General features: G+C 68.6%; 23 protein-coding genes. 3 read left to right on the top strand and 20 right to left on the bottom strand.

Features of this window, described 5'->3' with window-relative positions; genetic code table 11:
• Position 1 precedes the first annotated feature (1 nt).
• The 16 genes from ACJ5H2_RS21865 to ACJ5H2_RS21790 form a co-directional block, all read right to left on the bottom strand.
• Complete coding sequence (locus tag ACJ5H2_RS21865; protein ID WP_408899831.1) at positions 2-334, bottom strand: hypothetical protein; 333 nt, start codon at positions 332-334, stop codon at positions 2-4.
• Positions 335-353: 19 nt separating this feature from the next.
• Complete coding sequence (locus ACJ5H2_RS21860; protein ID WP_408899830.1) at positions 354-1,271, bottom strand: hypothetical protein; 918 nt, start codon at positions 1,269-1,271, stop codon at positions 354-356.
• Positions 1,268-1,516: a hypothetical protein gene (locus tag ACJ5H2_RS21855; RefSeq protein WP_408899829.1), complete on the bottom strand. Its 249-nt coding sequence runs from the start codon at positions 1,514-1,516 to the stop codon at positions 1,268-1,270. Before ACJ5H2_RS21855 ends, ACJ5H2_RS21860 begins: the two co-directional genes overlap by 4 nt.
• An 84-nt stretch (positions 1,517-1,600) precedes the next feature.
• On the bottom strand, positions 1,601-2,479 hold the full coding sequence (locus ACJ5H2_RS21850; RefSeq protein ID WP_408899828.1) for a hypothetical protein: 879 nt from the start codon (positions 2,477-2,479) through the stop codon (positions 1,601-1,603).
• Between the two features lie 295 nt (positions 2,480-2,774).
• Positions 2,775-6,011 (bottom strand): LysM peptidoglycan-binding domain-containing protein, encoded by a 3,237-nt coding sequence (locus tag ACJ5H2_RS21845; protein WP_408899827.1) that lies wholly within the window; start codon positions 6,009-6,011, stop codon positions 2,775-2,777.
• Positions 6,012-6,266: 255 nt separating this feature from the next.
• The gene (locus ACJ5H2_RS21840) at positions 6,267-6,689 is read right to left on the bottom strand and encodes a pilus assembly protein TadG-related protein (protein WP_408899826.1); all 423 of its coding nucleotides are present in this window, start codon (positions 6,687-6,689) and stop codon (positions 6,267-6,269) included.
• Entirely contained in the window at positions 6,689-7,423 is a 735-nt protein-coding gene (locus tag ACJ5H2_RS21835) for a TadE/TadG family type IV pilus assembly protein (RefSeq protein ID WP_408899825.1), read from the bottom strand. Before ACJ5H2_RS21835 ends, ACJ5H2_RS21840 begins: the two co-directional genes overlap by 1 nt.
• The gene (locus ACJ5H2_RS21830) at positions 7,420-7,821 is read right to left on the bottom strand and encodes a TadE family protein (RefSeq protein ID WP_408899824.1); all 402 of its coding nucleotides are present in this window, start codon (positions 7,819-7,821) and stop codon (positions 7,420-7,422) included. Before ACJ5H2_RS21830 ends, ACJ5H2_RS21835 begins: the two co-directional genes overlap by 4 nt.
• 46 nt (positions 7,822-7,867) lie before the next feature.
• Entirely contained in the window at positions 7,868-8,062 is a 195-nt protein-coding gene (locus tag ACJ5H2_RS21825; protein ID WP_408899823.1) for a hypothetical protein, read from the bottom strand.
• 41 nt (positions 8,063-8,103) lie between these two features.
• Positions 8,104-9,003, bottom strand: a complete 900-nt coding sequence (locus ACJ5H2_RS21820; RefSeq protein ID WP_408899930.1) for a hypothetical protein — start codon at positions 9,001-9,003, stop codon at positions 8,104-8,106.
• Between the two features lie 5 nt (positions 9,004-9,008).
• The gene (locus ACJ5H2_RS21815) at positions 9,009-9,887 is read right to left on the bottom strand and encodes a type II secretion system F family protein (RefSeq protein ID WP_408899929.1); all 879 of its coding nucleotides are present in this window, start codon (positions 9,885-9,887) and stop codon (positions 9,009-9,011) included.
• Positions 9,887-11,326, bottom strand: a complete 1,440-nt coding sequence (locus ACJ5H2_RS21810) for a CpaF family protein (RefSeq protein WP_408899928.1) — start codon at positions 11,324-11,326, stop codon at positions 9,887-9,889. The genes ACJ5H2_RS21815 and ACJ5H2_RS21810 overlap by 1 nt, the downstream gene beginning before the upstream one ends.
• A 44-nt stretch (positions 11,327-11,370) precedes the next feature.
• Positions 11,371-12,114 carry a hypothetical protein gene (locus ACJ5H2_RS21805; protein ID WP_408899822.1) on the bottom strand — a complete coding sequence of 248 codons (744 nt, stop codon included), beginning with the start codon at positions 12,112-12,114 and terminating at the stop codon, positions 11,371-11,373.
• A gap of 89 nt (positions 12,115-12,203) precedes the next feature.
• Positions 12,204-12,878, bottom strand: a complete 675-nt coding sequence (locus ACJ5H2_RS21800) for an SAF domain-containing protein (RefSeq protein WP_408899821.1) — start codon at positions 12,876-12,878, stop codon at positions 12,204-12,206.
• Positions 12,879-12,977: 99 nt separating this feature from the next.
• The gene (locus ACJ5H2_RS21795; protein ID WP_408899820.1) at positions 12,978-13,940 is read right to left on the bottom strand and encodes a hypothetical protein; all 963 of its coding nucleotides are present in this window, start codon (positions 13,938-13,940) and stop codon (positions 12,978-12,980) included.
• A complete protein-coding gene (locus ACJ5H2_RS21790; protein ID WP_408899819.1) occupies positions 13,919-14,506 on the bottom strand; it encodes a hypothetical protein in 588 nt (195 codons plus the stop codon). The genes ACJ5H2_RS21795 and ACJ5H2_RS21790 overlap by 22 nt, the downstream gene beginning before the upstream one ends.
• A gap of 596 nt (positions 14,507-15,102) precedes the next feature.
• Between ACJ5H2_RS21790 and ACJ5H2_RS21785 the strand changes: the two genes are divergently transcribed.
• The 3 genes from ACJ5H2_RS21785 (at position 15,103) to ACJ5H2_RS21775 (ending at position 18,782) form a co-directional block, all read left to right on the top strand.
• Positions 15,103-15,444, top strand: coding sequence for an ArsR/SmtB family transcription factor (locus ACJ5H2_RS21785; RefSeq protein WP_408899818.1), 342 nt, complete (start codon positions 15,103-15,105; stop codon positions 15,442-15,444).
• A gap of 167 nt (positions 15,445-15,611) precedes the next feature.
• Positions 15,612-16,061: a hypothetical protein gene (locus ACJ5H2_RS21780; RefSeq protein ID WP_408899817.1), complete on the top strand. Its 450-nt coding sequence runs from the start codon at positions 15,612-15,614 to the stop codon at positions 16,059-16,061.
• Positions 16,062-16,580: 519 nt separating this feature from the next.
• A complete protein-coding gene (locus ACJ5H2_RS21775; RefSeq protein ID WP_408899816.1) occupies positions 16,581-18,782 on the top strand; it encodes a hypothetical protein in 2,202 nt (733 codons plus the stop codon).
• Positions 18,783-18,946: 164 nt separating this feature from the next.
• Here ACJ5H2_RS21775 and ACJ5H2_RS21770 read toward each other — a convergent pair whose 3' ends face one another.
• From ACJ5H2_RS21770 to ACJ5H2_RS21755, 4 genes are all read right to left on the bottom strand, one after another.
• The gene (locus ACJ5H2_RS21770) at positions 18,947-20,020 is read right to left on the bottom strand and encodes a YhcG family protein (RefSeq protein WP_408899815.1); all 1,074 of its coding nucleotides are present in this window, start codon (positions 20,018-20,020) and stop codon (positions 18,947-18,949) included.
• A 29-nt stretch (positions 20,021-20,049) separates the two neighbouring features.
• Positions 20,050-20,520, bottom strand: coding sequence for a hypothetical protein (locus ACJ5H2_RS21765; protein ID WP_408899814.1), 471 nt, complete (start codon positions 20,518-20,520; stop codon positions 20,050-20,052).
• Positions 20,521-20,900: 380 nt separating this feature from the next.
• Positions 20,901-21,527, bottom strand: a complete 627-nt coding sequence (locus ACJ5H2_RS21760; protein WP_408899813.1) for a hypothetical protein — start codon at positions 21,525-21,527, stop codon at positions 20,901-20,903.
• The gene (locus ACJ5H2_RS21755) at positions 21,524-22,447 is read right to left on the bottom strand and encodes a ParA family protein (RefSeq protein WP_408899812.1); all 924 of its coding nucleotides are present in this window, start codon (positions 22,445-22,447) and stop codon (positions 21,524-21,526) included. Before ACJ5H2_RS21755 ends, ACJ5H2_RS21760 begins: the two co-directional genes overlap by 4 nt.
• Positions 22,448-22,842 lie beyond the last annotated feature (395 nt).

Raw genomic sequence — 22,842 nt, 5'->3', positions numbered from 1 at the left:
GTCAGCAGCCGTTCCCGACGATCCCGTTGAGGATGGCGTAGATCGTGACGAACGCGATCGCGCCGATCACGGTCCAGAACAGGCCCGAGGCGCCGATCTGGGCGGCACGGCCCATCTGGCCGAACTTGCCGACGATCAGGGCCCCCGACGAGGCGAAGCCGGCGCCGATGATGATGGCGATGACGCCGTACTTGACCCAGCTGAGAATGTCGTTGACGTAGCCCTCGACACCGGTCGGCGGAGCCGCGCACACGTCGCCGACGCCCTTGGCTTGGATGTTCCCGGTGAGCGCCACCATCTGGGTGGTGACCTCGGAGATGGTTTCGATCATCATGTGAATCTCCTGCTTCCTTCTAGGTCCGGTTCGCCGTCAGCGGTCCGGTGATGGTGGTGATCCGCTCCAGCAGGCGCTGGGAGGGGCTTGTGAGCTGCTTGGGCAGCGGGTCGGGACCAAGGCCCGGCAGGGTCTTGGCGGGAAGGAGCGGGGCGAACAGCACGGCCTCCTGCTCGTGGGCACGGCGCAGGAGGCGGCCTGCGGTCGCGAACTCTCGGTCGCTCCAGCGGCCGGCGCCCACGACGACGACCACGACTTGGTCGGCCGCCACCTGGTCCTCGAGGTGTGTCAGTGCGGCTTCGTTCTGGCTCAGCGCGAGGGCGTTCGGCCGGGTGACCAGCACCTCGGCATGTGCGGCCGCGGCGGCGACCCACGCCGTGGTCTCGGAGGCGACCAGCTCGCGCATCGACCAGCCGGCGTCCAGCACCGTCAGGTCCACTCCCTCGACAGACCGTGGGATCGGCACGTCAGAGGGGACCCGGACCACGTCCTCGACACGATCGATCAGCACGCCTTGGCCACGGCGGCCGCGACGCCACCCCTCGGCAGCACCCAGTTCGGTGACCGTGGCACCCAGCAGCCCTGACCACCCCGGCGCGGCCGCATCGAGCACCCGCGTGCGGACGCCGGCGGCGTCGGCGACCTCCGCGAGCGCGAGGGCGATCGTCGAGGCCCCAGCGCCGGCGTTCGCCGCACGCACCCGCACCAGCGGCCCCAGCCCGGCTGTAGCCGTCACGTCGACCCGCTTGGCCGCGGCAGGCTCGGTCACCGTGGCACCGCGGTGCTCGGCGTGAGCGTCCGCGGACTCGTCGAGAACCACGGTGCGGGTGGTCTCCGGCGTGGACACAGAGCCGGTCGCGAACTGTCCGGCCGCCAGCGCCTGTGCGGCGGCCTGAAGCTCGCGGGTGGAGTACCGGGGCGCGGTACGGGTGCTCATCGGAGCGCCTTGATCCGGGCTGCCCGCAGACGCAGTGCCTCGCGCAGAACCTCGGCGGGCGTGTTGCGGAGCACCTCCCGTGCCTCCGCAGCCTCCTCCGCGTCCGCTCGCAGCCGCGCGATCATCTGCTCCATGTCGGACAGGGCGACCTCGACGCTGTGGTCGGCCACCACGTCCAACAGCTGCGCGACGACCTCGGGGGTCGGCTCGGAGACAGTGACTGCGGTTTGCGTTTCGCGGCTCATGTTTTAGAACAGCAACCGCTCCCTGCCCAGATCGGACAGGGAGCGGGAGATTTCTTCGAGAGAAGACGCGAGCCGCGCGGGCGTTCAGGCGATGGCGGCCAGGTACTGCGGGGCGGCCTCGTGCAGTCGCTCGGCGGCGCGGGTAGTGCGCCGACGGATCGTCCGCATGCCCACGCCGTGGCGCTCGCCAACGACGCGCTGCGCCTCCTCGCGACCCAGCCCGTCGTTCTCCGCAGCGATCAGCTCGACGAGCAGGTCGACGTCCTCGGTGCCGAGCACGCCAACCCCGGTGGCCCAGGTAAGCAGGTCGGCCAGGTCCTCGACCGGGTCCTCCACCTCGGGAACCGCGATGAGCAGGTCACGGTCGCGGTCCTCTCGGCCGACCCCGTCGCTGTGCAGGCCGAGCGTCAGAGCATTGTTCGTCTGGATCCGGGCCTCCAGTGACGTCGTGTCGATCCGGGAGACCATGCCGGCGGCCGGGCGGCTCAGACGCTGCCGTGCCCGCTGCAGCAGGTAGCGGGCCGCGTGGCAGCCCAGCTGCGGCTCCGCACCCTTGACCTCCTCCCAGACGGTCGCGTTGACGTCGTCGATCTCGCACACGTACGTCAGGGTCATCGCGACCCGGTTCACCCCGTCCTCGAGCAGCACCGCCACCGCGAGTGCGGCGTCGTCGTCATCTCCGCCGCGGCGCGACCCGAGGGCGGTCAGCCCGGCCACGACCTGGTAGCAGCGCTCGTCCCGGCGGCGCCAGGCCTCGCGGACCTCCTCGAGGCTGGCGAACCCGGCCAGCCGAGGCTCGACCTCCTGCCACTGCGCCCACTTCCCGGAGCGCTCCAGGCTGGCGATGACGGAGGCGGCCAAGGCGCTCTGGGCTTTGCGTCGTGTGTGCTGGCCGTCCGCCCAGGTGATGGCGGGGACGTGGTTGTCGTCGTCGAAGTACGGGGTGAGGGTGTTGGCCGACATGGCGGTCCTCCGAGAGAGGTGATCAGGACGCGCCTACTGCAGAGCCGACCCCTCACCACCTCGCTCACCAAGCCGCTCACCACCGCCCACCGACGACCGGATGACCGCTCACCAAACCCGCTCACCAAACACAAACCCGCAGGTCAGAAGCCGTTTCGGCACTCAGTGCCTGCCCGGGGAAAATTCCTGAGAAAAGTTCGCCCAACCTGCTTGCATGCACCCGAAAATGGGGTTCGGCCCCGCCTCACCACGGTGGTGAGACGGGGCCGAACTCCGTGTCCAGCGAGCCTGTGGACTACCCGGTGGCACCCCACTCGCGCTGCTCCACAATCGTCTCCGAGCGTGCCGGCAGGTCCTCGTCGAACCGATCGAGGACCTGCTCACGGACCAGCTCGCCGGCCGCGGCGCGGCCCGACTCAGCCTCCGTCGCAGCCGCCTCATCCAGCCAGGCAATGTCAGCGTTGGGGTTGGCCTTCCGCGCCGCTTCACAGGCCAGCCGCACCAGGTCGGTGCGCCCTTCCGTCACGGCCCGGTTCGCCAACGTGTGGGCGACATCGTGGACCGCTCCGGCCAGAATGTCGTCGGGTCGCCCCGTCTTCAGGAGCCACTTGAACCGGCGTTCGGTGGCCCCCTCGAACGGCGCCCCGGTGACGAGCGCGAGCGCCTTCATCAGGTCCTCCTCGCAGCCGCCTGCATCGCCTCGACGTTCGGCCCGGTTCTTGAGCCGGATGAACAGGTCGGCGCTGTTGAGAACCCCACCGACGCCCTTCACCAGTTCGTAGGTCGGGGTGGTGCCACGGATGGCACCCGCGCTCATGCCAGCGTCCGGCAGCCAGTCAGTACCGTCGGGTCGTTTGCCCAGCAGGAAGCGAGCGTTGGTGCCGCGGTTCTGGACCGTCTTGACCGACGACCAACCACAGTCCGCCGCGGCACGCTCCCCGGTGACCCCCTTGTCCAGCCAGGCGAGGTAGGCGATGAAGGAGACTGTGCTGCCGGAGTTGTCGATGGCGGAGGGGTCGCCGCCGTTGAGAGCGGTCACTTCGACCGGGCCCAGCAGGTGAATCTTCGGTCGGGGCGAGGCTTCGTCGTACCAGTCTGCGAGGTCCTGATCCAGCGTTGGGTCGAGGTCAGCGAGCTGCTCGCGAACCTCCGCGGGGACGCTCGGCGCGACCGCTGCGAGGTCCTCGGCTGTCGTCGCTGCAGTTGCCAGATAGACCTCGTCGGCGTCGGGCAGCATCGAGGAAGGGTCGTTGCCCTGGGTCCGGCGGGGAGCCGTGTACTCCTCCCGCAGCGACCCGTCCGCCCGTGCGTACTTGCCCAACGGCCCGTCATCGGAGGCGGTGGGCGGGATCGGCTCGTCGTTCAGGTTGCGGGTCGACTTGATCAGGTCGGCCATCGGTCCAGCGTCCTCGGCCTGCAGCGTGAAGGCCTTGACGCTGATCCCCCACATTGGCAGGAACGCCATCCCATCGCCGGCCAGCTCAACCGCCGGGGACTCCTCGTCGCCGTGCAGCACCACGACCCGGGACCGGTCCCGGCTCTCGATGTCGGTGACGAACTCTTCCTCGGGGCGGGAGGACACCACGACCACCACCGGGTTGGTGGTGTCCAGCAGCAGCCCATCGCGACGCCTGGTCAGCACGTCGGCATCCAGGTTCTGCTCCACCTCGGCCATCTCGCCGGTCAGCACCGCGGCCCGCGCCAGGGCGTCGCTGCGGCGCACCTGCCGCAGGCGGGCCGGGTTGAGGCGGACGGTCTCGGCCGCGAACTCGTCGGCCAACAGCACCTCGCAGCCCTCGGCCCAGTCATTGACGGCCAGCTCGGCCACCATGAACCGGGCAAGGTCGGCCACCTGCTGCGGGTCGCCGCCGATCCCGCACATGCCCAGTGTCTCCAGGTCCAGGTACCAGGTGTGGCCGCCCTCGTCGAGACCGACGCTCACCAGTGCCGGGTACGGCGGCGGCTGGTTCTCCAGCTCCTCCTCGAGGATCGTCCAACGCGGCAGCATCCATGCGCGGGCATCGTCGGTTGCGGTCCATCCCTCCGGCGCCTCGGTCTCAGCTGGCTGGGTGAACAGCAGCGTCAGGTCCTCATCGCCCAGCACCGCGGCACCCAAAGGCGGAAGTGCGGCGGCGGCCACCTTGCACGATGCAGCGACGTACCGCAGGGCACGATCCAGGAACTCCGCGTCCTTCTGTGCCGCGGTGCCGTGCTCGATGATCGACTGCTCCACCTCGACGAGCTCGTCGGGAGTGGAGGCGATCATCCGACCGAGGCGCCGCTCTCGCCACTGGCGACGCCGGTTGTGCAGCAGCAGCCCGAGGGCACCCGCCGACAGGCACACGGCGCTGGCCAGCAGCGCGTCAAGGGTGCTGATCCCGCCGTCCTCGTCAGCCTCCGCCGCATCGGCAGCGGCCTGCTCGCTCGGCTGCTGCTGCGTGGACGCCGGTGGCTCCTCAACCGGCGCCTCCTGCTCCGGCGCCACTGGGGTGGCCGGCGTCTGCGACTGGTCCTCACCGGCCGCATCCTCATCCCCGTGGCCCCCCTCTGCCCCGGGGCCGCTCCGCTCCCCCTCGTTGGGCCTGCCGGTGGAGTGGTCACCCTGCGCGGGGCGCTCCGGTGAGCCTTCGTCCGTGGCCGGGTCGGCTGCTGCACCGCCGCCGGGCAGCACGATCACCTGCCCGGGATGGATCAGGTCCGGGTCGCTACCGATCACGTCCTTGTTGGCCTCGTACAACGCACGCCAGTTGTCGGCGTCCCCGGTGGTCTCCAACGCGATCCCACTCAGCGTCTCCGTGGGTGCGACGGTGTGCTCCGTCTTCGAGGCCTTCTCGCCGGGCAGGTTGGTCGCATCCGCGGGCAGCAAGAGCTCCCAGCCCGGCTCGATGCTGCGCGGGTTGTTGAAGACGCGCCCATCGGCCATGACCCGACCCTTGTTCAGGTCCGCGATCTCCTGCCAGCGGAACCCATCACCCAAGTGCCTCTCGGCCAGACCCCACAGGGTGTCGAACTTGTCGGTGACGATCCGAGGGAGATCGGCCTGGTTTCTATCGGCATTCGGGTTGACCTTGACCGGCGCGGCTTCCGTCGGAGCTGCGGGCGCCTCGCCCGGCGACTGGTGTGCCACATGCGTGATGGGCTGCAGCGGCGTCGCCGGTGCAGCCTGTGCGGTCGCTGCATGCGAACCCATCAGCGTCGTCGAGGTGACGCCGACCGCGAGCACGGTGTGGACGAGGTACCTGATGAACCTCTGCTGACCACCGATGGCGATCGGCAGCCGCGAGGCACCCTCGGGCTCACGCCGCAGCGCAGGCGGGATCTCCCACAGCGTGCACAGCAGCAGCTGAGCCCACACGAACCAGCCCAACAGCGAGATGATGCCCATCACGGCCGAGTTGCTCATCAGCGACAACTCGTTCAGGCCACCATCGGGCCACGGGTTGCCCACGGCCGCGATCAGCAGGGCGGGGAACCCAACGAGGATGCCCAGCAGCAGCGCGAGGGCTCCGAGTCGCGCGAGAAATCGCAACATAAGTGCTTCCTTCTTCTCCCGGACGCAACCTAGTTGTGGTCCGTCAGGGCGTTGTTGATGTTGTCGCGTTGGCTGCTTCCTGATGTCCTCATGGCGTTCCGCATCGGACGGCCGGGCCCAGTGCTGTGGTCATGTCCAGAGAAGCAACGGCCCGGCACTGGGATCGGACACCCTGGTCTGCTCCGGTCGAAGCTTTTCCACGACTTCGCGTCGCCGTGTGTGAGCCGCGGGCCGGGCAACCTCATGGACCACGCCCTAGTTCGGGCCCGTGATCGAGGTGGCCGTGCCCGACTCGTCGACCGGGAAGCTTGGGAAGCCGATAGCGCCCAGGAACGCATTGTCGGACTTCCCGGTGACCCTCACCGTGACGTCGAGGCCGTCGATGCTTACCGAGCCGTGCCATCCCGCTTGGCGCAGGATCTGGTTGGCGCGGGCCCGAGCGGTCGATTCGTTGATTCCTTCGGTGCCGTCGCGGACGCCGCGCATCTCGTCCGCGGCCGCACGAGCGGCCTGCTCGGCGGCACGGTGGGCCTCGATGCGCTCGTTCATGGCGTTGCCGCCGTCATAGACCAGGCCGAGCAGGACCAGGAACACCCCGGAGGCCGTCAGAATCGTCCAGACAGAGATCACGCCGCGCTCGTCACGCCGGGACAGCAGACGTCGGATCAGCCGCGCCATCATGGGAGCCTCCGGTATTGCTCGATGGGCACCACAGCCGTGGCCGTAAAGCTCTTGGCGCCAGGTAGGCCGAATCCGACCACATCGCTCAGGTTCGCGTGACAAGTCACTCGTGCAGTCACCTGCCCAGACGTTCGGAAGTCGGTGCCCGCGAACGACACGGTGAGTTGGGTGCAGGCCTTGCCCCGGTCCGCGAGCGAGTCCTTGGCCGCGTCGCGGCCGGCGATCTGCGCGGCCTCGAAGGACGTCTCGAGGGATGCCGCTCGCGCGGCCGCGTACGCCGCGTCGTCGACCTGGCTATTGGAGTCGACGATCCTGCCGCCGCCGACGACCACGGTGATCATCCCGACCAGCACGGTCGTCATCGCGAGCAGCTCGACCGCGGTGTATCCCCGCTCGTCCCGCGGGCCGCGGAGACGGCTCCACCAGCCTCGGCCGACAGAGGCGCGGTGGCGACGCATTGACTGGACCGACTGCACCACGACCCACGGCGATGCGAGGTTGCGGTCCCCATTGACGTCCCAGCGGTCCTGGTCCGGCCGGCGGTCGTCGAGGCTGGGCTGCTGGCGGGTGACGGGCACGCCGGCGACAAGGAGCGTCTGGCCGGGGGCGAGGTCGTGGAGGGCCTGCACAAGGTCGGGGTGTGCGGCCGCCAGCGCGGCGTCGCCGCCGGGGCCGCGGTGCTGGAAGGTGTCGACGGCGTCTCGCCAGTCCGTGGTCGCCGGGCGCGTCATTCTGCGAACCTCTCGCGTGGAACCGTCGCGGTGGCCGAGACCCGTTTGGTCATGCCGGGCACGAGGGTCATCACGTCCCCTGAGACAGTGACGGTGACCTCGGTTGCGCCCACGTTGATCCGGACGCTCGTGTTGGACAGGTCGCTGCCGGAGTCGGCGAGGTACTCGTTCGCGGTCTGCTGTCCGGCCGCCTCGGTGCCGTCCCAGGAGGCTGCGTCGACGGCTGCCTCGCGGGCGGCGGCGTGCACGATCCGGTCGTTGTACAGCTGGACCGACCACTGGACCAGCATCAAGAAGATCAGCATCACGACCGGCATGACGATGATGAACTCGGGTGCGCCCATGCCGCGCTCGTCGCGGCGCCGGCGGCGCAGCGATCGTAGGCGGTCGGGATTCATCGTCGTGAGTCCATCTCGCTGATGCTCGTAGCGGTTTGGTTCGGGCTTACTTGCCGTTGAGCTCGTTGCCCTTGTTGGTGACGAAGGTGCGCACGGCCACAATCGCGAGTGCCGCGATCGCGATGATGCCGAGGAGCAGCACCAGGTACTCCGGTGCCGATCCGCGCTCGTCTCGGCGGGCGACCTCCCACCGAGCACGCCAGTAGTCGATCGCCATCTTCAGGTGAGTGAACTCGTTCATCAGGTGGTTTCCTCTCTTCAAAGCTCTAAGTTGCATCCGAGTTAGGCGGTGAACAGGAACAGCACGCGGGCGAGGATCACGTACGCGGCCGCGACGAGCGCCATGACCATCAGGTTGTTGCGCATCGCGTCGGTTGACTTGTTCGCGCGGGCGTGGGCGTCGTGGAGCCGGGCCTCACGCATCGACTGGGCTCGTGCGATGAGGGTGTTGCGAATGCTGGTGCCCTCGTCCTGAGCCAGGTTGAGGGCGGCCCGAAGGTCGAGCAGCTCCACGACGCCGTACCGTTCGCCGACCTCACCAAGTGCCTGCCATGGCGTCATGCCGTTGGGGCGGGCGTTGTCGATCGCGTCGTGGAGGGTGTGGAAGGCCCACCCGTTGCCGATCTCTGCGATATCGGGGAGCGCGTCGGCGTGGCTGCGACCTCCTTCCATCGCCATCACCACGAGGTCGAGGAAGTCCGACAACGCGTCGCACAGCTCCTCGCGTCGCTTGGCGGCCTGCTCTCGCAGTTCCTTGACCTCACCGATCACGGCGACGATCGCGCCGAGGAGACCCAGCGCGGGAGCAACCAGCATCGGGACACCCAGGCCGCCTGCGTTGGCGATCAGCACCAGGGTGACCGGGCCGAGGAGGCCGACGAGGAACCACACGAGCAGCTTGGCCAGCCACTCCTCCATCGGCTGGCCGGTGATCGCGAGGTCGCGTTCGTAGGTCTGCATGTCGTCGGGCCGGCGGGTGCGCAGGTGCTCCGCGAACCACTCCGCTGCCCGCTTCGACCAGGTCTGGTCCTCGGGCGCTACATCCATCAGGGCACGCCGACCGGCGCGGGCGCGTGCCCGTTCCCATCGGGCCGCCTGGTCGACCAGCGGCGGGGCCGCGGGGAAGGCCAGGCGGTGTAGCCGAACCAGGCCAAGTCCCGCGATCGCGGAGACGATGAGCATCGGGATCACGGCGCCACTACCTCTCGGCCGGCGGCCTGCGTGAGGGCGGCCGCCCCTGACAGGAATCTGGGGTGCGGCTCTGGGGCGGCCAGCCGCTGCAGGCGGACCAGCAGGGCCACGTAGACCGCGGCCAGCACCGCGAGCACCATCTGCCCGTAGAACGAGCTGTACGGCTCCACCCAGCCGCGCAAGAACACAGCCTGCAGCCCGGCCAACGCCAGCAGCCCGATGGCGACCTGGTTGGACTGGCGGCGTACGCCGTTGCGTTCGGTCAGTACCTTGCGCCGCATCTCCAACTCGGCGCGAGTGTTGGCTGCCAGCGTGGTCAGCACCCGCTTGAGGTTCCCGGACTGCTGCTGTGCGGTCAGCGAGAGGGCGATCACGACCTTGTCCGCGCCACGGTCGTCGACCTCGTCGGCGAAGTCGGCCAGCGCGATCGGCAGGGGTGTACGCAAGTCGATGGCGTCGATTAGGTTCCGCAACGGCCGGCGCAGCAGCGCGGGTGCCCCATCCAGGGTGGCAGGCAGCGCCTGTGCCAGCCCCGACTCGGAGGCTGCTGCATCACGCAGCGACTCGGTCCAGTTCGCGATCGCCTCGATCTTGGCCACGCTGCGCTTCTCGATCGCGCCCGAACGCGCCAGCTTCGGCCACAAGAGCACGACGGCGACCGCCATCGCACCGGCCACCGGCCAACGCGTCAGGGCCCAGACCACGACGCCCACGATCAGCGCGATCGTGACCTGCCGAGCCATGCCCTCGCGATCGGCCACCTTGCGGCGGGTGGCTGCCACTCGCGCCGGCAGCAGGCTCTTGCCACGGGCTGTGCGGATGATTCCGATGATGCCGAGACACGCCGCCAGCACACACGCCACGAAGAGGGCCATCAGATCCACGACCCCTCAGCGTCGTCGCCACCAGTTGGATCGGTGAAGCTGCGAAGGTCGGCGGTGCCGTCGGGGTTCCAGCCGACCTCGAGGAGGTCCTCCTCGCAGGCGATCGCCTTCCGCGTGAACTCGGTGCGGCCCGTGGCCTTGTTGAACTTCCACAGCTCCGTCGTCTTCACGCCGTCCTCGTCACGGCCGACGACCTCGCGGATCGACTCGATGATGCGGCGCTGGCCACCGTCCGCAGTGCGGATCCGCCGCATGAACACAATGAAGTCCAGGGCACCCGTGATCAGTCCATTGGTGGCCTCGAACGGCAGCCGCTCGGCCGCCTGCAGTGCGTACGTCTGGATCTTGGCGACGACATCCTTCGACGAGTTCGCGTGGATCGTCGAGAGGCTTCCGTCGTTGCCCTGCATCATGGCGTTGAGCATCGTGATGACCTCATCGCCCAGGACCTCGCCGACGATGACGCGGTCGGGCTTCATCCGCGTCGAGTCGCGGACCAAGTCGGCCAGGCTGACCGCGCCGGCCCCGTCGACGTTCGGCAGCCGTTCCTCCATGGCCACCACGTCTGGGTGACGCTCGGGGTCCTTGTGCAGGCCCAGCTCGATCGACCGCTCCACCGTGATCAGCCGCTCGCTCGGGTCGATCTCGGACGCCAGTGCGCGCAGCAGCGTCGTCTTCCCCGCGCTCACCGCACCCGCGATCATGATGTTCTTGCGGGCACGTACCAGCGCGGACAGGAACGCCGCCAAGTCGGGGTCCACGGTGCCCTGGCTCTGCAGGTCACGGGTCCGTTCCCGTTCCGGCAGGTGAGCCTCCCTTGCGGCCAGGCCGGGAACGGGGAGGAGGGTCACCTTGGTGAACCGGTGCTTGCGGATCGAGATCGACAAGCCGGTGTCCGTGACGCCCTGCACCGCGTGCAGACGGGACCCATCGGGCAACCGAAGCGTCACGGAGTAGTTCAAGACGTCGAAGGGACGGGTGGAGAGCCCGTCGTAGGTGGAGATGGTCTTGACGATCTCCTCCAACTCCTTGTCCGAGTTGGCGATCGGCGCCAGTTGGGCCTTGCTGCCGTTGGCGTAGGTGACGAGCACGTTCTCGTGGCCGTTGATGGTGATGTCCTCGACATCGGGGTCCTCGAGCAGCTGGTCGAGGTTGCCGGCCCCGAACAGCTGGGACTTGAGCGCCGCCTCCAACCGGTTTCGTGCTTCTTCCTCCAGCGGAGTCCCGCCGTCCTCGACGAGCTCGGACTCGTACTGGGTGAGCACCGTGGCCAGCAGCGCCTCGGTGTGCTGCCGGGCGTCTTCGCCTTTGGGCGGTGTCTGTCCGTTGCGACGGAACTCCTCCAACGCCTTCGACCGGCGGGCACCTACCCGCGACTGGAGGCGCTTGATGAGCACCTGGTCGACGGGCGCGAACCGCTTCAGATGCATGCCGTTGGTGTGTGCGCCGTACCCGTTCGTGCCGTTGGTGTCCATCAGGCCTCCCCCGTCTGGACCGCGTATGTGTTGGCCGGCGCGGCCGGCGCCGCAGCGTACGGTGCGACACCAGCGGCCTGGTTGATCTGGTCGTTGAGTACGCCGGCGGACTTCAGCAGCGGAGTGCGTGCGTTCTTCCCGCCCACCTGGCCGGCGTACATCGCCTCGACTCCGGACGGATCCAACGCCAGCCACCCAATCCCCGCGACCGCGCGGGCCGCGTTGGAGGGTGCGAGCATTCGTCCCACCTCCGAGACGACCGCGTTGGCCTGCCGCTTGGGTGTCACTACCACCGGCACGATGATCGGCGGCGCGTTGCGGATGCTGGCCAGCACCGGCGCTAGCCGCTCCAGCCGGTCCTTGAGGTGCAGCACCGCGCCCACCTCGGGACGGGTCACCATCACGACAACGTCGGCGGCCGCCGCGATCGGAATCGTCGGCGAGCTCGAATGGATCCGTCCCAGGTCTGCCACCACGCGCGACGACGACGCCCGCAGCGCCTCCGCCAGCGGAGTCCAGTTCTTCACGCCCGCGGCCTGCTCGGCCGAGAAGTGGCCAGGCACGATCCGCGTCGACCCAGTGAACTCGTGCGCCTTGCTGGCCACCAGACCCGGGCTCACCGACGTACGCGCCTCGGTCGCCAAGGTCAGCACCGTCGGCGTCGGTGGGAACGCCTCGCCATGGCCACCCGGCGCGGCACACCGCAATGCGAGGTCACCGCCGTACGGGTCGGGCTCGACCACGATCGTCGGCTCCGGCGTCGAGACACCCAGCGCCAACGACACCGTCGTCGACCCCGGAGCGCCCCGGTCGCAGCACACAGCAATCAACATCAGCCCTGCCCTCCGGCGCTGTCCTGCGGGGCGGAGTCCTCGGGGTCGCCCTCGGTGATCGGGGCCTGCAGCAGGGTCAACTGCCCCACCGATCCGTACGCCGCCACCGTCTTCGCGTCGGTCTCCGAGATCAGAAGCGTCACCACCACCGTGCCGTCCTGCGACCTCTTCGTCGAGTACACCGTCGCACCGGCCGAGATGACCGGCGGCTCGTTAAGCGCCTTCGGGTCACCCGCCTGGCCCTCCTGCGGCACCGCGATCGCGTCGACCACCGCACCCGGCGCCAACGTGTCAGGCACCCGGCCCGCCGGAAGGTTGACCGCGATCAGCCGCTTGCCGTCCTGCGGCAGCAGGTCACTGGTCAGCGAGTCCTCGGTCAGCACCTGGCCCGGCAGCAGAGCAACCGTGGTGCGCTTCCCGAACACCTCATCGACCTCCGAGACCGGGATCGCACCCTCGATGCCCGACACGCTCCGGGCAACCAGCAGCGGGTCCCTCGAGGTGCGGACGTCGTCCTCGGTGATCGGGTGCCCGGCCGGGATCGGCTGGTCGACGACCAGCACCTCCTCCACGCCGCCCTTGTTCATGTAGAGCCAGCCGCCGGCGACCACGGCCGCGATCACGACAAGGACCATGATCAGCATCTGGCCGTACTTGCGCGGGGTCTTGGACACCGCCTTCGACAGTGATGCGGCCCCGGGCAGGCCGCCCGCCAGCGACGTCCGCTGGCCATCGGCTCGGTTCGAGGGCCGAGAATCCAGTGAGGTCACTTGTCATCCACCGTTCTTGTTGACCGTTTGGCGCTGGAACACCGTGATCGTGGTTGAGTCGCCCGCAGCGGCGAGCTGCGAGCCGAGGTCTCCACTGGTCGCGCCCCCGCAGTTGCCCTCGCAGGTCCACGCCAGCGTGTAGTTGATCCGAGCCGTCACGGTCCACGTGTCGCCCTCGGGGTCCTCCATCTCCTCGTACGCGTACGAGCAGTTCGTCGGCGCGTCCTCAGGCATCCCCTTCACCCACGCACGCCCGGCGCCGACACACGAGACCGTGTCCCCATTGCCCATGTCCCACTCGACGTACGACGGGGACGCAGTCAGCGTGACCGTCGCACCCCGCAACGAGCGGCTTGCGGAAACCGTGTGCCACTGCGACGACTCGATCCACAACCAGTTCTTGTACGAGATGTAGGTGTGGTACGTCGGCGGCGGAGCGATCTTCGCGTCCGCGAGCTCATACGGGATCGTTACCATCAGCGAACGGGCGACCGCTGCGCCATCGACCGGTGCGAGGCCGCCGCTTGCCCACCAGACGGCGAAGCTCGCTGCGTTTCCACTTGCACCGGTCTGGCAGGTCCACCACATCCCGTTCTCGTTCTCGTGGCCGCGGGGAGGCGGGCTCTGAGGGCGCTGCGGCTCGGCATAGCACCAATGAGGGCTACCCCACCACGTCAACCCATCCTTCGTGCACGGCACCTCAGTCCCATCCTTGTCCTGGCACGAGGCTGTTCCGCCCGTACCGCCGGTGTTGCCGGGATTGGAAGGCGTGGTGCCGGGAATGTTCCACCGGATGCAGGCGCCCGTCTCCGGATCGTATTCGGCGCAATCCCCTGGGCCATCCGCCCAGGAAGTGCTCGTAGGGCCAGCAGACACCAGCATCACGGCTGCGAGGACCGAAGCGACGAGGCCCACAACGCTCAGGCTCGCCAAGGCGGCACGGTTCATGGGGCGGTCGGCGTGCATGTCTTCACCCCTTTGTCATTGAGATACCGCTCTTTCAGCCAGCCCTTGGACGTCTTCCGCATCCGGATCGTCCGCTCAACCAGGTACGGGGGCTTCTGCGGCGTCACCTTCCCGTTGACCGTGATGCGGATGTTGGTGTTGTCGAGGCAGTACCTGAAGTCGACCGTTTCCTTGCCGATCTTGGTAGCGCTCGTCCACAGCACCTCGGGCGGAACCTCCATCCGTGCGCCACCGCGGACATACGAGTCGAGGAATGCAGAGCGCTCGCCCAGCGGGGACATCGTGTACTTCTCAAAGCCCTGCATGACTCCCGGCGTGTCCACACCCTTGCGCGCGATCTCGGTGTAGAAGGCCCAGAACTCCAGCCAGCGGTCTCGAGCCGCGCGGTAACGCTTCATCTGTGCCGGGCTGAACTTGTCGTCCCACGTCGGCTCCGGCGTGGTGGTCGCGGAGGGCGAGGTCGACTCAGTGGGCGTCGGATCTGCCTTCGGCTCGTCGTCGCCCCCGCAGCCGGTGAGCGTCCCGGCGAGGGCGAGAGCGGTTGCAGCGATGAGAGTGCGCTTCATGAGCGTCCTTCCTGAGCCCGGGTCGCCCGATGCACGGGCCTGGGGCACCAGTCTTGACGACATGGCCGACAGGTTGCCGACCTCGCCGTACTGCGAGTCGGGTTCACGGTGAAGTCCTTCCCTCCGAGTGGGGCTCTCTACCAATGAAGGCAACCGGGCGCGGAGCGGATCGGACACCTTCGGCGAACAATCTTCGAGACACGCACACTGGCGTGTCAGGCGAAAGGGGCGCTGTAACACCAGCTGGCGGCCCGAGTTGGCAAGCGGCGCCGGCAGCATCCGAGCCAGGCCCCAGCGCGCTGCTAGCGGCCCATCCATGGCCCCGTGATGAGGAGCTGGACGCGGCAGGACGTCTCGGGGGTGCATACGCCCCCGGTGACGTTTGCTGACGTGTCCCCACGACCGCGTCCTTCCTTCCTGGGCCCGAACCCAGGGGCCCCTATTGTCCGTCGACTCGTCAAGTCGCCGCTCCGGCGCGACCCGTGGCTCCCACCATCGGGCCTTGTTCTGCATTACCCTGAGCATGACACAAGAACGGCGCTAAAGGCAGTTCTAACACGAAATGGGCGAGTCTCGGGATCCGGCACAATGCGCACGTGCCCCGTCTGTCGAAGCCGCCAAACATGCCCGAGGAGGTGCTGGCGATCATCGACGCGATCGGCAACAGTGCGCGCACCGAGATCCTGCGCCACCTCTCAGTGCGGCCAATGAACGCGATGGAGCTGGCGGAGGCCGTCGGCATCGACCACAGCCGGGTTCTTCGCCACCTGGCCGTCCTCGAGGACCTCGAGCTCGTCTCCGCCGACCACCCCCGCGGCGCCCGCCGCGGAGTCGGCCGCGTGGTGATGTGGGAGACCAACCAGGAACGCGTCAACGAGGTCGCCAACACGTGGAAGGCCTACGCAACAGGCCAGGGCTCCGCGCCTGGGAACAAGTAGGGGGCTGCGCGGGGGTGGGACAGAATCTCGGGTCAACTGTCCGATCTGGTGTGACTGCTGTTGTTGTTGTAGATGTGAGGGACTTCGAGCACCGTTCTCACCCCTCGTGTTTTTCGCGAAATTTCCAGAAATCCGCGACACGCCCGACGGTGGCAGGTTGCGGCTCCGTGGCTCAGTCCCACGGTTGGATTGCCCGCATGGGTCGGAAGTCGAAGGGCGAACGCCACAAGATCATCCCGAGCATGCCTCCGGAGGCCGCAGCTTTCGTGAAGGCGGACGCAGTCTCACTGGGCTGTCATATCGGCGACTACATCGGCTGGCTGGTGTGCCGGCACGTCGATGTACCGATGGACCTGCCAATCGGCGACCTCGCTGAGCACCCCGACCCACTCCCCGCCCCGAACGGCCGCGTGCGGTACCGCGCGATGCTGCCCCGTGACGCGGCCGACCTGGTGATCGCCGACGCGGAGCGTCGTGGCGTGACGCTGGGCGATTACGTCACCGAGGTGGTCTGCGACCACTACGGCGTGCCGTTCGAGCCGCGGGTGATGAAGAAGGCCTTGAAGGCGTGGGCGAAGGCCGCGGAGGCCGGAGAGCAGCTGCCCATGACCGGTTGACCGGGTCAGGGCAGTGCCCTGAAAACGACAACGACCCCGCTGCAACGGGGCCTAGTCGGAAGCTCCACCGGGCTGCAACCCGGATTCGCAAAGTCTGATCCCTCACGAGGAGGTGTTGTGCTGCCCACTGTAGAGCAGGTCCACGTGGCGCGGAAGTCATTCCCGCGCTGGCGTGTCGACGCGCGTGCCCAGCACTCCCCCACGCGTTGTGGTGATGACGGCCGAGTCCAGGCGATGGCCGCGGTAGAGAGCGCCTGGTCCACTCACGTCCTGCCCCTGCGAGCACGGAAGGCGGTGGTGGCGTCCGGCAGCGTTCGGGACGGCCCATAGGCCCCAGAAATGACGAAAGGCCCCGTTGGCGCGGGACCTGACCGTCTTGGTGAAGACCGGGAACCAGTTGGCGCTGGTGACCGGGAGGACTCCGAAAGGAGCTATCAAGATTTGTTGCCGGTAACTGTACCGGCGTCGCACCGCGATGCCGCACACCCTGATGCAGGTCGGCGTGTCTCCCCGGCCTTGTTGGCGCTCGACGAGTGGATGTTCAACCCACATGCGACCCAGTGGTTCTTCATCGACGACGGCAACACGGCTGTCCCGAAGACGACGGTCACCACGCTCGCGGATGGGCTCGAGCTGGTCGGCCGGGGCCGGATCGCTGCCCTGGTGGGGCATCTGCGCGATGGCGTCGGGGTGGTCGACGTCGACGTGCCCGGGGAGTTCGGCACGTTCCTTGCCGCGGAGATCACCGACTGGCTGCGTCGGCGGGAGTGTTGGGTGCTGGAGCGCCCCTCAGGTGGCGCCAAGGGCCGCTGGCACATCTACTTCGCCCGCGCCGACTACCGCTACGCCCCGGCCGCGTCACGGAACGGGTTCTGTGCCGAGGTCGGCGACTTCCTGGCCAGCCTGGCTGCGGACGTGAAGGTGCCGCGCAACGAGCTGGATCTGCGCGACGCCGTACGGCCGCTCTGCTCGCCCCACAAGACGGGGGCGGTCACGAAACCCAAGGGCGACCTGCGCCAGGCCCTGCGCGACCTGAAACGGGTGCTGCCGGACCCTCCCGCCCCGTCACCACTGCGGCCACGCCGTAAGACCACGGCCACCAAAGCCGGCCAGCCAGCGTCGTCGGCCGGCGGCGGGCAAGGATTCGTGGTCCCGTTGGCGTTGCAACGGTGGAAGCGTCAGCTGCGCCCTGACTGGCGCCGCTACCTGGTCGACGGCCAGGTTCCGGCAGGGTCGTGGGCGGCCGGCTCGACGAAGACCCGTGGCGCGGTCGAGGTCGACCGGTCGCTCGTGGAGGCGGCCTGCACTCGGGAGATGGTATGGGCGATCGGCGACCCGGAGACCGCGTGGCGGCTGATCCGCGAGTCCCATCCGACGGCGATGACCAAGGCCAAGCACCAGGGCTACTCGTGGTGGCTGGCGTATGTGTGGAACGAGCTCGTCCGCACCGCGTCTGAGTTCAACATCAGCCCCGACCAGAAGCCTCGGCAGGTCGAGGCACCACCCGAGGACGTGGTCGACGCCGTGGCGGCCGCTCGTGTCGAGTTGGAGCGGCTGATGTGGACGGTCCCGGCCAGACGGCGGCCGGCGCTGCTCCAGGTCGGACACCAGCTGCTGGACCGCGTGCTCCGCACCGGGGAGTTGCGTGTCCCCTGCCCCGAACGGGACCTGCTGCTCGACACCGGGCTGGGCGACCGCAAGACCATCCGCGCCGCCCTGCGCCTCCTGAACGGCCGTCTCGGCACCCTCCACACCGACTGCCTCTCCCTCGTCGAACGGGACTCCACGAGCTACGAGTTCGAAATCAACCCCGCCCCCTCGCAGGGGGGACGGCAAATCCCCCCACCTGCGTTTGACCCACCCCCACCGGTGCGCGGCCTCTGGGCCACCCTCCCCCGCTCCAGCCACAGCCTCTGGCGGGCCCTCCTGACCATCGACGGCACAGTGGACCTGGGTGAGTTGACAGTGAAGGCAGGCCTGGTGGAGACCCCGGGCGAGGTGCCGTCGAAGTCGCAGCGGTCGACGGCGAAGGCGGCGCTGGTGGCACTCGCGAAGGCAGGCATGGCCTGCGTTGACGAGCACGGCCGCTGGCAGGCCGCCACCCGTCCCCGGTCGGTCCAGGTCGAACAGGACGCGGCCGTGGCATACGCCCGTCAACTCGCAACCGTTGAGATCGAACGAGCCGCCTACCGGGCCGGGATGACCTCGAGCTGGACCGCCGGCCGTGCTCGCGCGATTAAGGCACAGCGGGCGAAGGAGAAGGCCTGGTGGGACAACCTCTCCCCCGCAGCCCGCGCCGAACGCGCCGCGGCGAAGCGGCTCGAGTTCGACCAGATGTCGATCACCCAACAGTCAGCACTCAAGGCTCGGCTCGCTGAGCGACGCCGCCGCGCTGGCATCGACGAGCTCGACCAGTACCAGACCTGGCTACGCAGCATCCCGGCCGACGAATACGTCGCCCGCAGCCTCGCGCGCAAGCAGCGCTTCCAGGACCTCTCCCCCGCCGAACGAGGCGCGTGCGTCGCCGCGTGGGATCGCCACCGACTCCGATACGGCCTGACCGCCCAGCGCCTCGCCACCCCCGTCGTCGACGAGCGGCCACAGAGCCCCGACCTTGAGCAGGCAGCGCTACTCCCCGACGGAGCCGCGACTCGCGACGCGGCGTTCTTGGAACGGCAAGGCCGGCTCTTCGGTGCGACCGACCGCCAAGCAGCTGGCTAGGAAGCCTAATTCGTGGATCACACTGCTGTACGAATTAGGCCTAGTGCCTGGGCCTCGAGTGCGGCACGGGCATCCGGCATCGGCCATCGCCCCGGGCGGGTCCGGTGGAACGAGCCCTCGATGGAACTGAGGGGCCTCACGGGCCCCTCTCCCACTCCTCCCGCTCAGTCGGTCGGCGGAAGCTCGCGGCGAGCAATCCGCTCACGGGCGTCTCGCAGGATCGCTTGGAGCCGCTGCTCCAGCTCGTGCTTGGGCGGTAGCGCCGTCCAGTACTCCGCGACCACGATGCCGTCCTTGTGCATCTCCAGCAGCTCGACCTGTTCGCGACTGGCCTCCGCGCACAAGATCAGACCGATCGGTGCCTCTTCACCCTCGGCGCGCTCGTAGCGGTTGAGCCACTTGAGGTACAGCTTCATCTGGCCCTCGTGCCGGGCGTCGAACTTCCCGATCTTGAGCTCGACAGCCACCAGCCGTCGCAGCGGGCGGCTGTAGAACAGCAGGTCGAGATGGAAGTCGTCGCCGTCGATGATCATCCGCTTCTGGCGCTCGACGAAGCTGAACCCAGTACCGACCTCGAGGAGGAACGCCTCCAGGTCGCGGAGGATCGCCGCCTCCAGGTCGGTTTCGGCGTACCCGTCGTGGAGACCGAGGAAGTCGAGCAGATACGGATCGCTGAACGTGTGCGCCGGCACCATCGACCCCGGCTCAATCTGGGAGTTGGCGATCTCGCGCCGCTCATACGCCTTGCGTTGGATGGCTTGCTTGAGCTCCCTGACCGTCAGCCGGCCGACGGCCACCTGGTCCGCATAGAAGGCCCGGGCCTCGGCCGACTTGAGGGGCAGGAGGGTCACGAAGTGAGTCCAACTCAATTGTCGCGCCAGTGACGCGACAATCTCGGCGTCTGGGTACAGCTGGGCGAACTTGATCATCCGCCGCAGGTTCTTCTCCTCGAAGCCCCGCCCGAACCGCTCGGTCAATTCTCGCGCCAGTGACGCGACAATCTGGGCACCGTACTCGGCCCTCTCGCGGCCGAGGACCTCAGAATCGATCAGCGCACCGACCTGCCAGTACGTCATGGTCAGGGTCGCATTCGTGTACGACGCGATCGCCTCACGGGCCTCACGCACCAGCGAGGACACCCGCTCGACCAGTTCGTCCGGGGTCGCAGCCCCACCGGCCGAGGCACGGCGCACCGGGCTGATGCCGCGGTCCGCACTCGGCAGGGTGGGTTCACTCATGGGTCCACTGTCCCAGCACCGTCCGACATTCACCGATCCGCCGGCGACCACTCGTGGGTGGCCATGAGGGAGCGGGGCTCCTTGGTCGAAGTGAGCGCGCCACGCTGGTGGAGTGCGTCCACCATCGCCGATGCCAGCGGGCCCTTGACGCCGAGCGCGGCGGCCAGCTCGCGCCAGGTTGGCCCCTCCCCCGTCTCAGCCCACACGCGGGCCACCATCTCGCGGGCCGCCACGGCGTGCTCGGCAGCCAGCTCGCCTGCCTGCTTGCGGATGCGCGCCGCGCGCTCTCTCCGCACCTCGCGGCGTCGCTTCTCCTCGGCGTAGATCTCGCGCACATGCGGGACCTCGGGGGCGCCCATAGCACCGTTCAACAGCGCCACGGCTGCCTTCCACCGTGGCAGCCCCGGCTTCCCGGCGTGGGTCGCGAACCGACGATGCTGCTCGAGGACGTCCGGAGTGATCGCCTTGTTGTACCCGGCGGCCGTGAGAAGTTCCTCCACCCGCTCATCGCTGGCCTTCGGTCGTGGCGGCCGCCCTCTCCGGGCGCTCGGCTGCTCACCGCTGCCAGCCTCTTGGTCGCTCTCGTCCGCGGATGTCGGGGCTTCCGTGACCCTCGTCGTCGGCCCGGCCGCGGCGTCGATCGGCTGGGTGCGTTGCCCACGCGCGGCGTCGCCGCAGGCCTGGCACACCGCGTACGGCCACTCCCCCGCTGCTCCCGATCGGCTGCGGTCGACCTCGCGACGCAGCTCGACCCACGTGTTCGTCGAGCCACACGCCCGGCACGGTCTGCCCAGTGGCCGCCGCGTGTGTGATCCGCGCGCAGTCTGCTCGAGTTGTGTCTGCACCAGCACTCCCGTTGGCTGTCCGTCGGACCTGATCGTCAGGTGAGGTAGGCCGTCAACACGGCGGCCACGAACGGCGACCGCTTCACCGGGCCGTGCTTCTCGGCCAGCCGGTCGATCACGTCGAGATTGCCGGACTTGATCCGAAGCGAGACGCCAACGAACCGCTCCCCCTTCGAGCCGGGTCCGCGGTCGAACAACCCATCGTTGATCGTGGGCTTCTCCGTGGACGCGGCAACCAGGTCATCCAACTCACTCTGATGGGCCACGATCGCGTCGAGCAGCACGTTGACCTGCGAGGTGCGATCCAGCTTGGCGCGGTCCCGCCACGCCTCCGCCAGAGTCAGCGGCACCGAGACCGACACCGGCTTCATCGTGTCCGCGTCCGCGCTGCGTGGTGACGTTGTGGCCTTCTCCGGCCGCGGCTTCCGCGGCCTGGGCGACCTCGGCCTGGCGCGCTCCTCTGCCGGCGTGGCCTCCTGTGGCGCCGCCACAGACTCGAGCACTGCGCCCTCGGCACGCTCAGGGCTTTCATCGGTGTCCTGCGAGGTCTCCTCGGTGCGCGGCGGCGGCACCGGGGCCAGCGTCCGCGGCCGCGCCAGAGGTGGCGGCAGCTGGGGCTTCTTCAAACCCTCGACCGGCTCCATTGGCTGGCGACGGCTCATGCGCTGACCTCCTCCAGGGACTCCTCGAACTTCCCGATCCGAGTGATGATCGCGTTGGTCAGCAACAGGTGGTCATCCGCGAGCGCCCCGACACTCCCGGGGATCCGCTCCGGCCTGCGGCCCTCCTGAAGGGCCTTCCACCACGGCTCCCCGGCCTCTTCCTGTGTCGCGATCTCGGCGAGCTCGTGAACCAGCTTGCCCGCGGTGCGCGCGTCAATCGCCGCGCTGGAGTGACGGATAGTGATCACCTCTCCGGCCTCGTCGAGGAACAGCGAGGCTGCACCATCGAGAACCGCCTCGATGTCCTCCACCGCGTTGCGCAAGATCCTGGTGGCCTGCCGGTCGAAGTCGAACGGCACCACCCCGAGCACCTCGATGTGAGGGTTCACGTGCCGCACCGCTTCCATCTCCGCCGCGAGCTCACGAACGTTTCCGATGCTCGAACGGTCGCTCTTGGTGGGAATGATCAACCACCGCGTCGCGCCCAGGACCAGCTGAAGGATCGCGGGCGACGTCCCGGTCGCGGGAGGCGTGTCGATGACGATCAGGTCGTAGTCCTTGGCCAGCGGCGCAAGGGCCTCAGCCAGCATCAGCCGGAACTCAGTCCCCCGCCGTTCCTTCCCCTCAAGCATCTCCACGATGTGCTTGAGCGCCACCCGCCCCATCGGAACGACGTCGAGCTTCGGGCGAACCTCACTCAGCACCGGCTGCAGCGGCTTATGGGCGTCGAGCACCTCGAGCATGTGCGCGCCCTGGTCGTTGTCCTCGCTGCGCTTGTAGCCGAGATCGTCCCCGGCGTCGCCCTGCGGGTCGAACTCGATGAACAACGTGCGCCAGCCGGCCGCCGCGCACAGACCGGCGAAGTTGGTAGATGTCGTCGTCTTCCCGACACCACCCTTGCCGTTGGCAAAGGTGATCACTCGGCTGAGCACATCTTGGGTCAAGGCCATTGGGGAAGAAGCCTCTCTGTGTGTTCTCCCGGATATCTAGGTCGCCTCCGATGATGCCGCAGCGCATCACCGCCGAGCAGTAGCGACACGCGGTAGCGGAATGCGGTAGTGCGGGGCGGTAGCGTGAGCACCAGCGCCGAGCATGCACGCATGGCAGCAACGCGGCGCGACGGTCCCGCGCGGGAGTGCGGCCCGATGCCGCCTCCCGCCACTGCACGCACCATTGCCGCGCGGCACGACGGTGCACCACGCTGACGCAATGTCGCGCCGCGTCAGTTGCGAGACGTACCGTTCGCGGCCCTGGCGCGCGGCACCGTTGCGCAGCAGCGACGCGCGGTAGTGCTCTGCGGTAGTTGGACGCGGTA

The organism is Nocardioides pymetrozini, assembly GCF_046058985.1.
In the GTDB taxonomy this organism is placed as follows: Bacteria; Actinomycetota; Actinomycetes; order Propionibacteriales; family Nocardioidaceae; genus Nocardioides.
The sequence above is the reverse complement of the archived record's forward strand: the minus strand, read 5'-3'. Positions and strand labels throughout refer to the sequence as shown.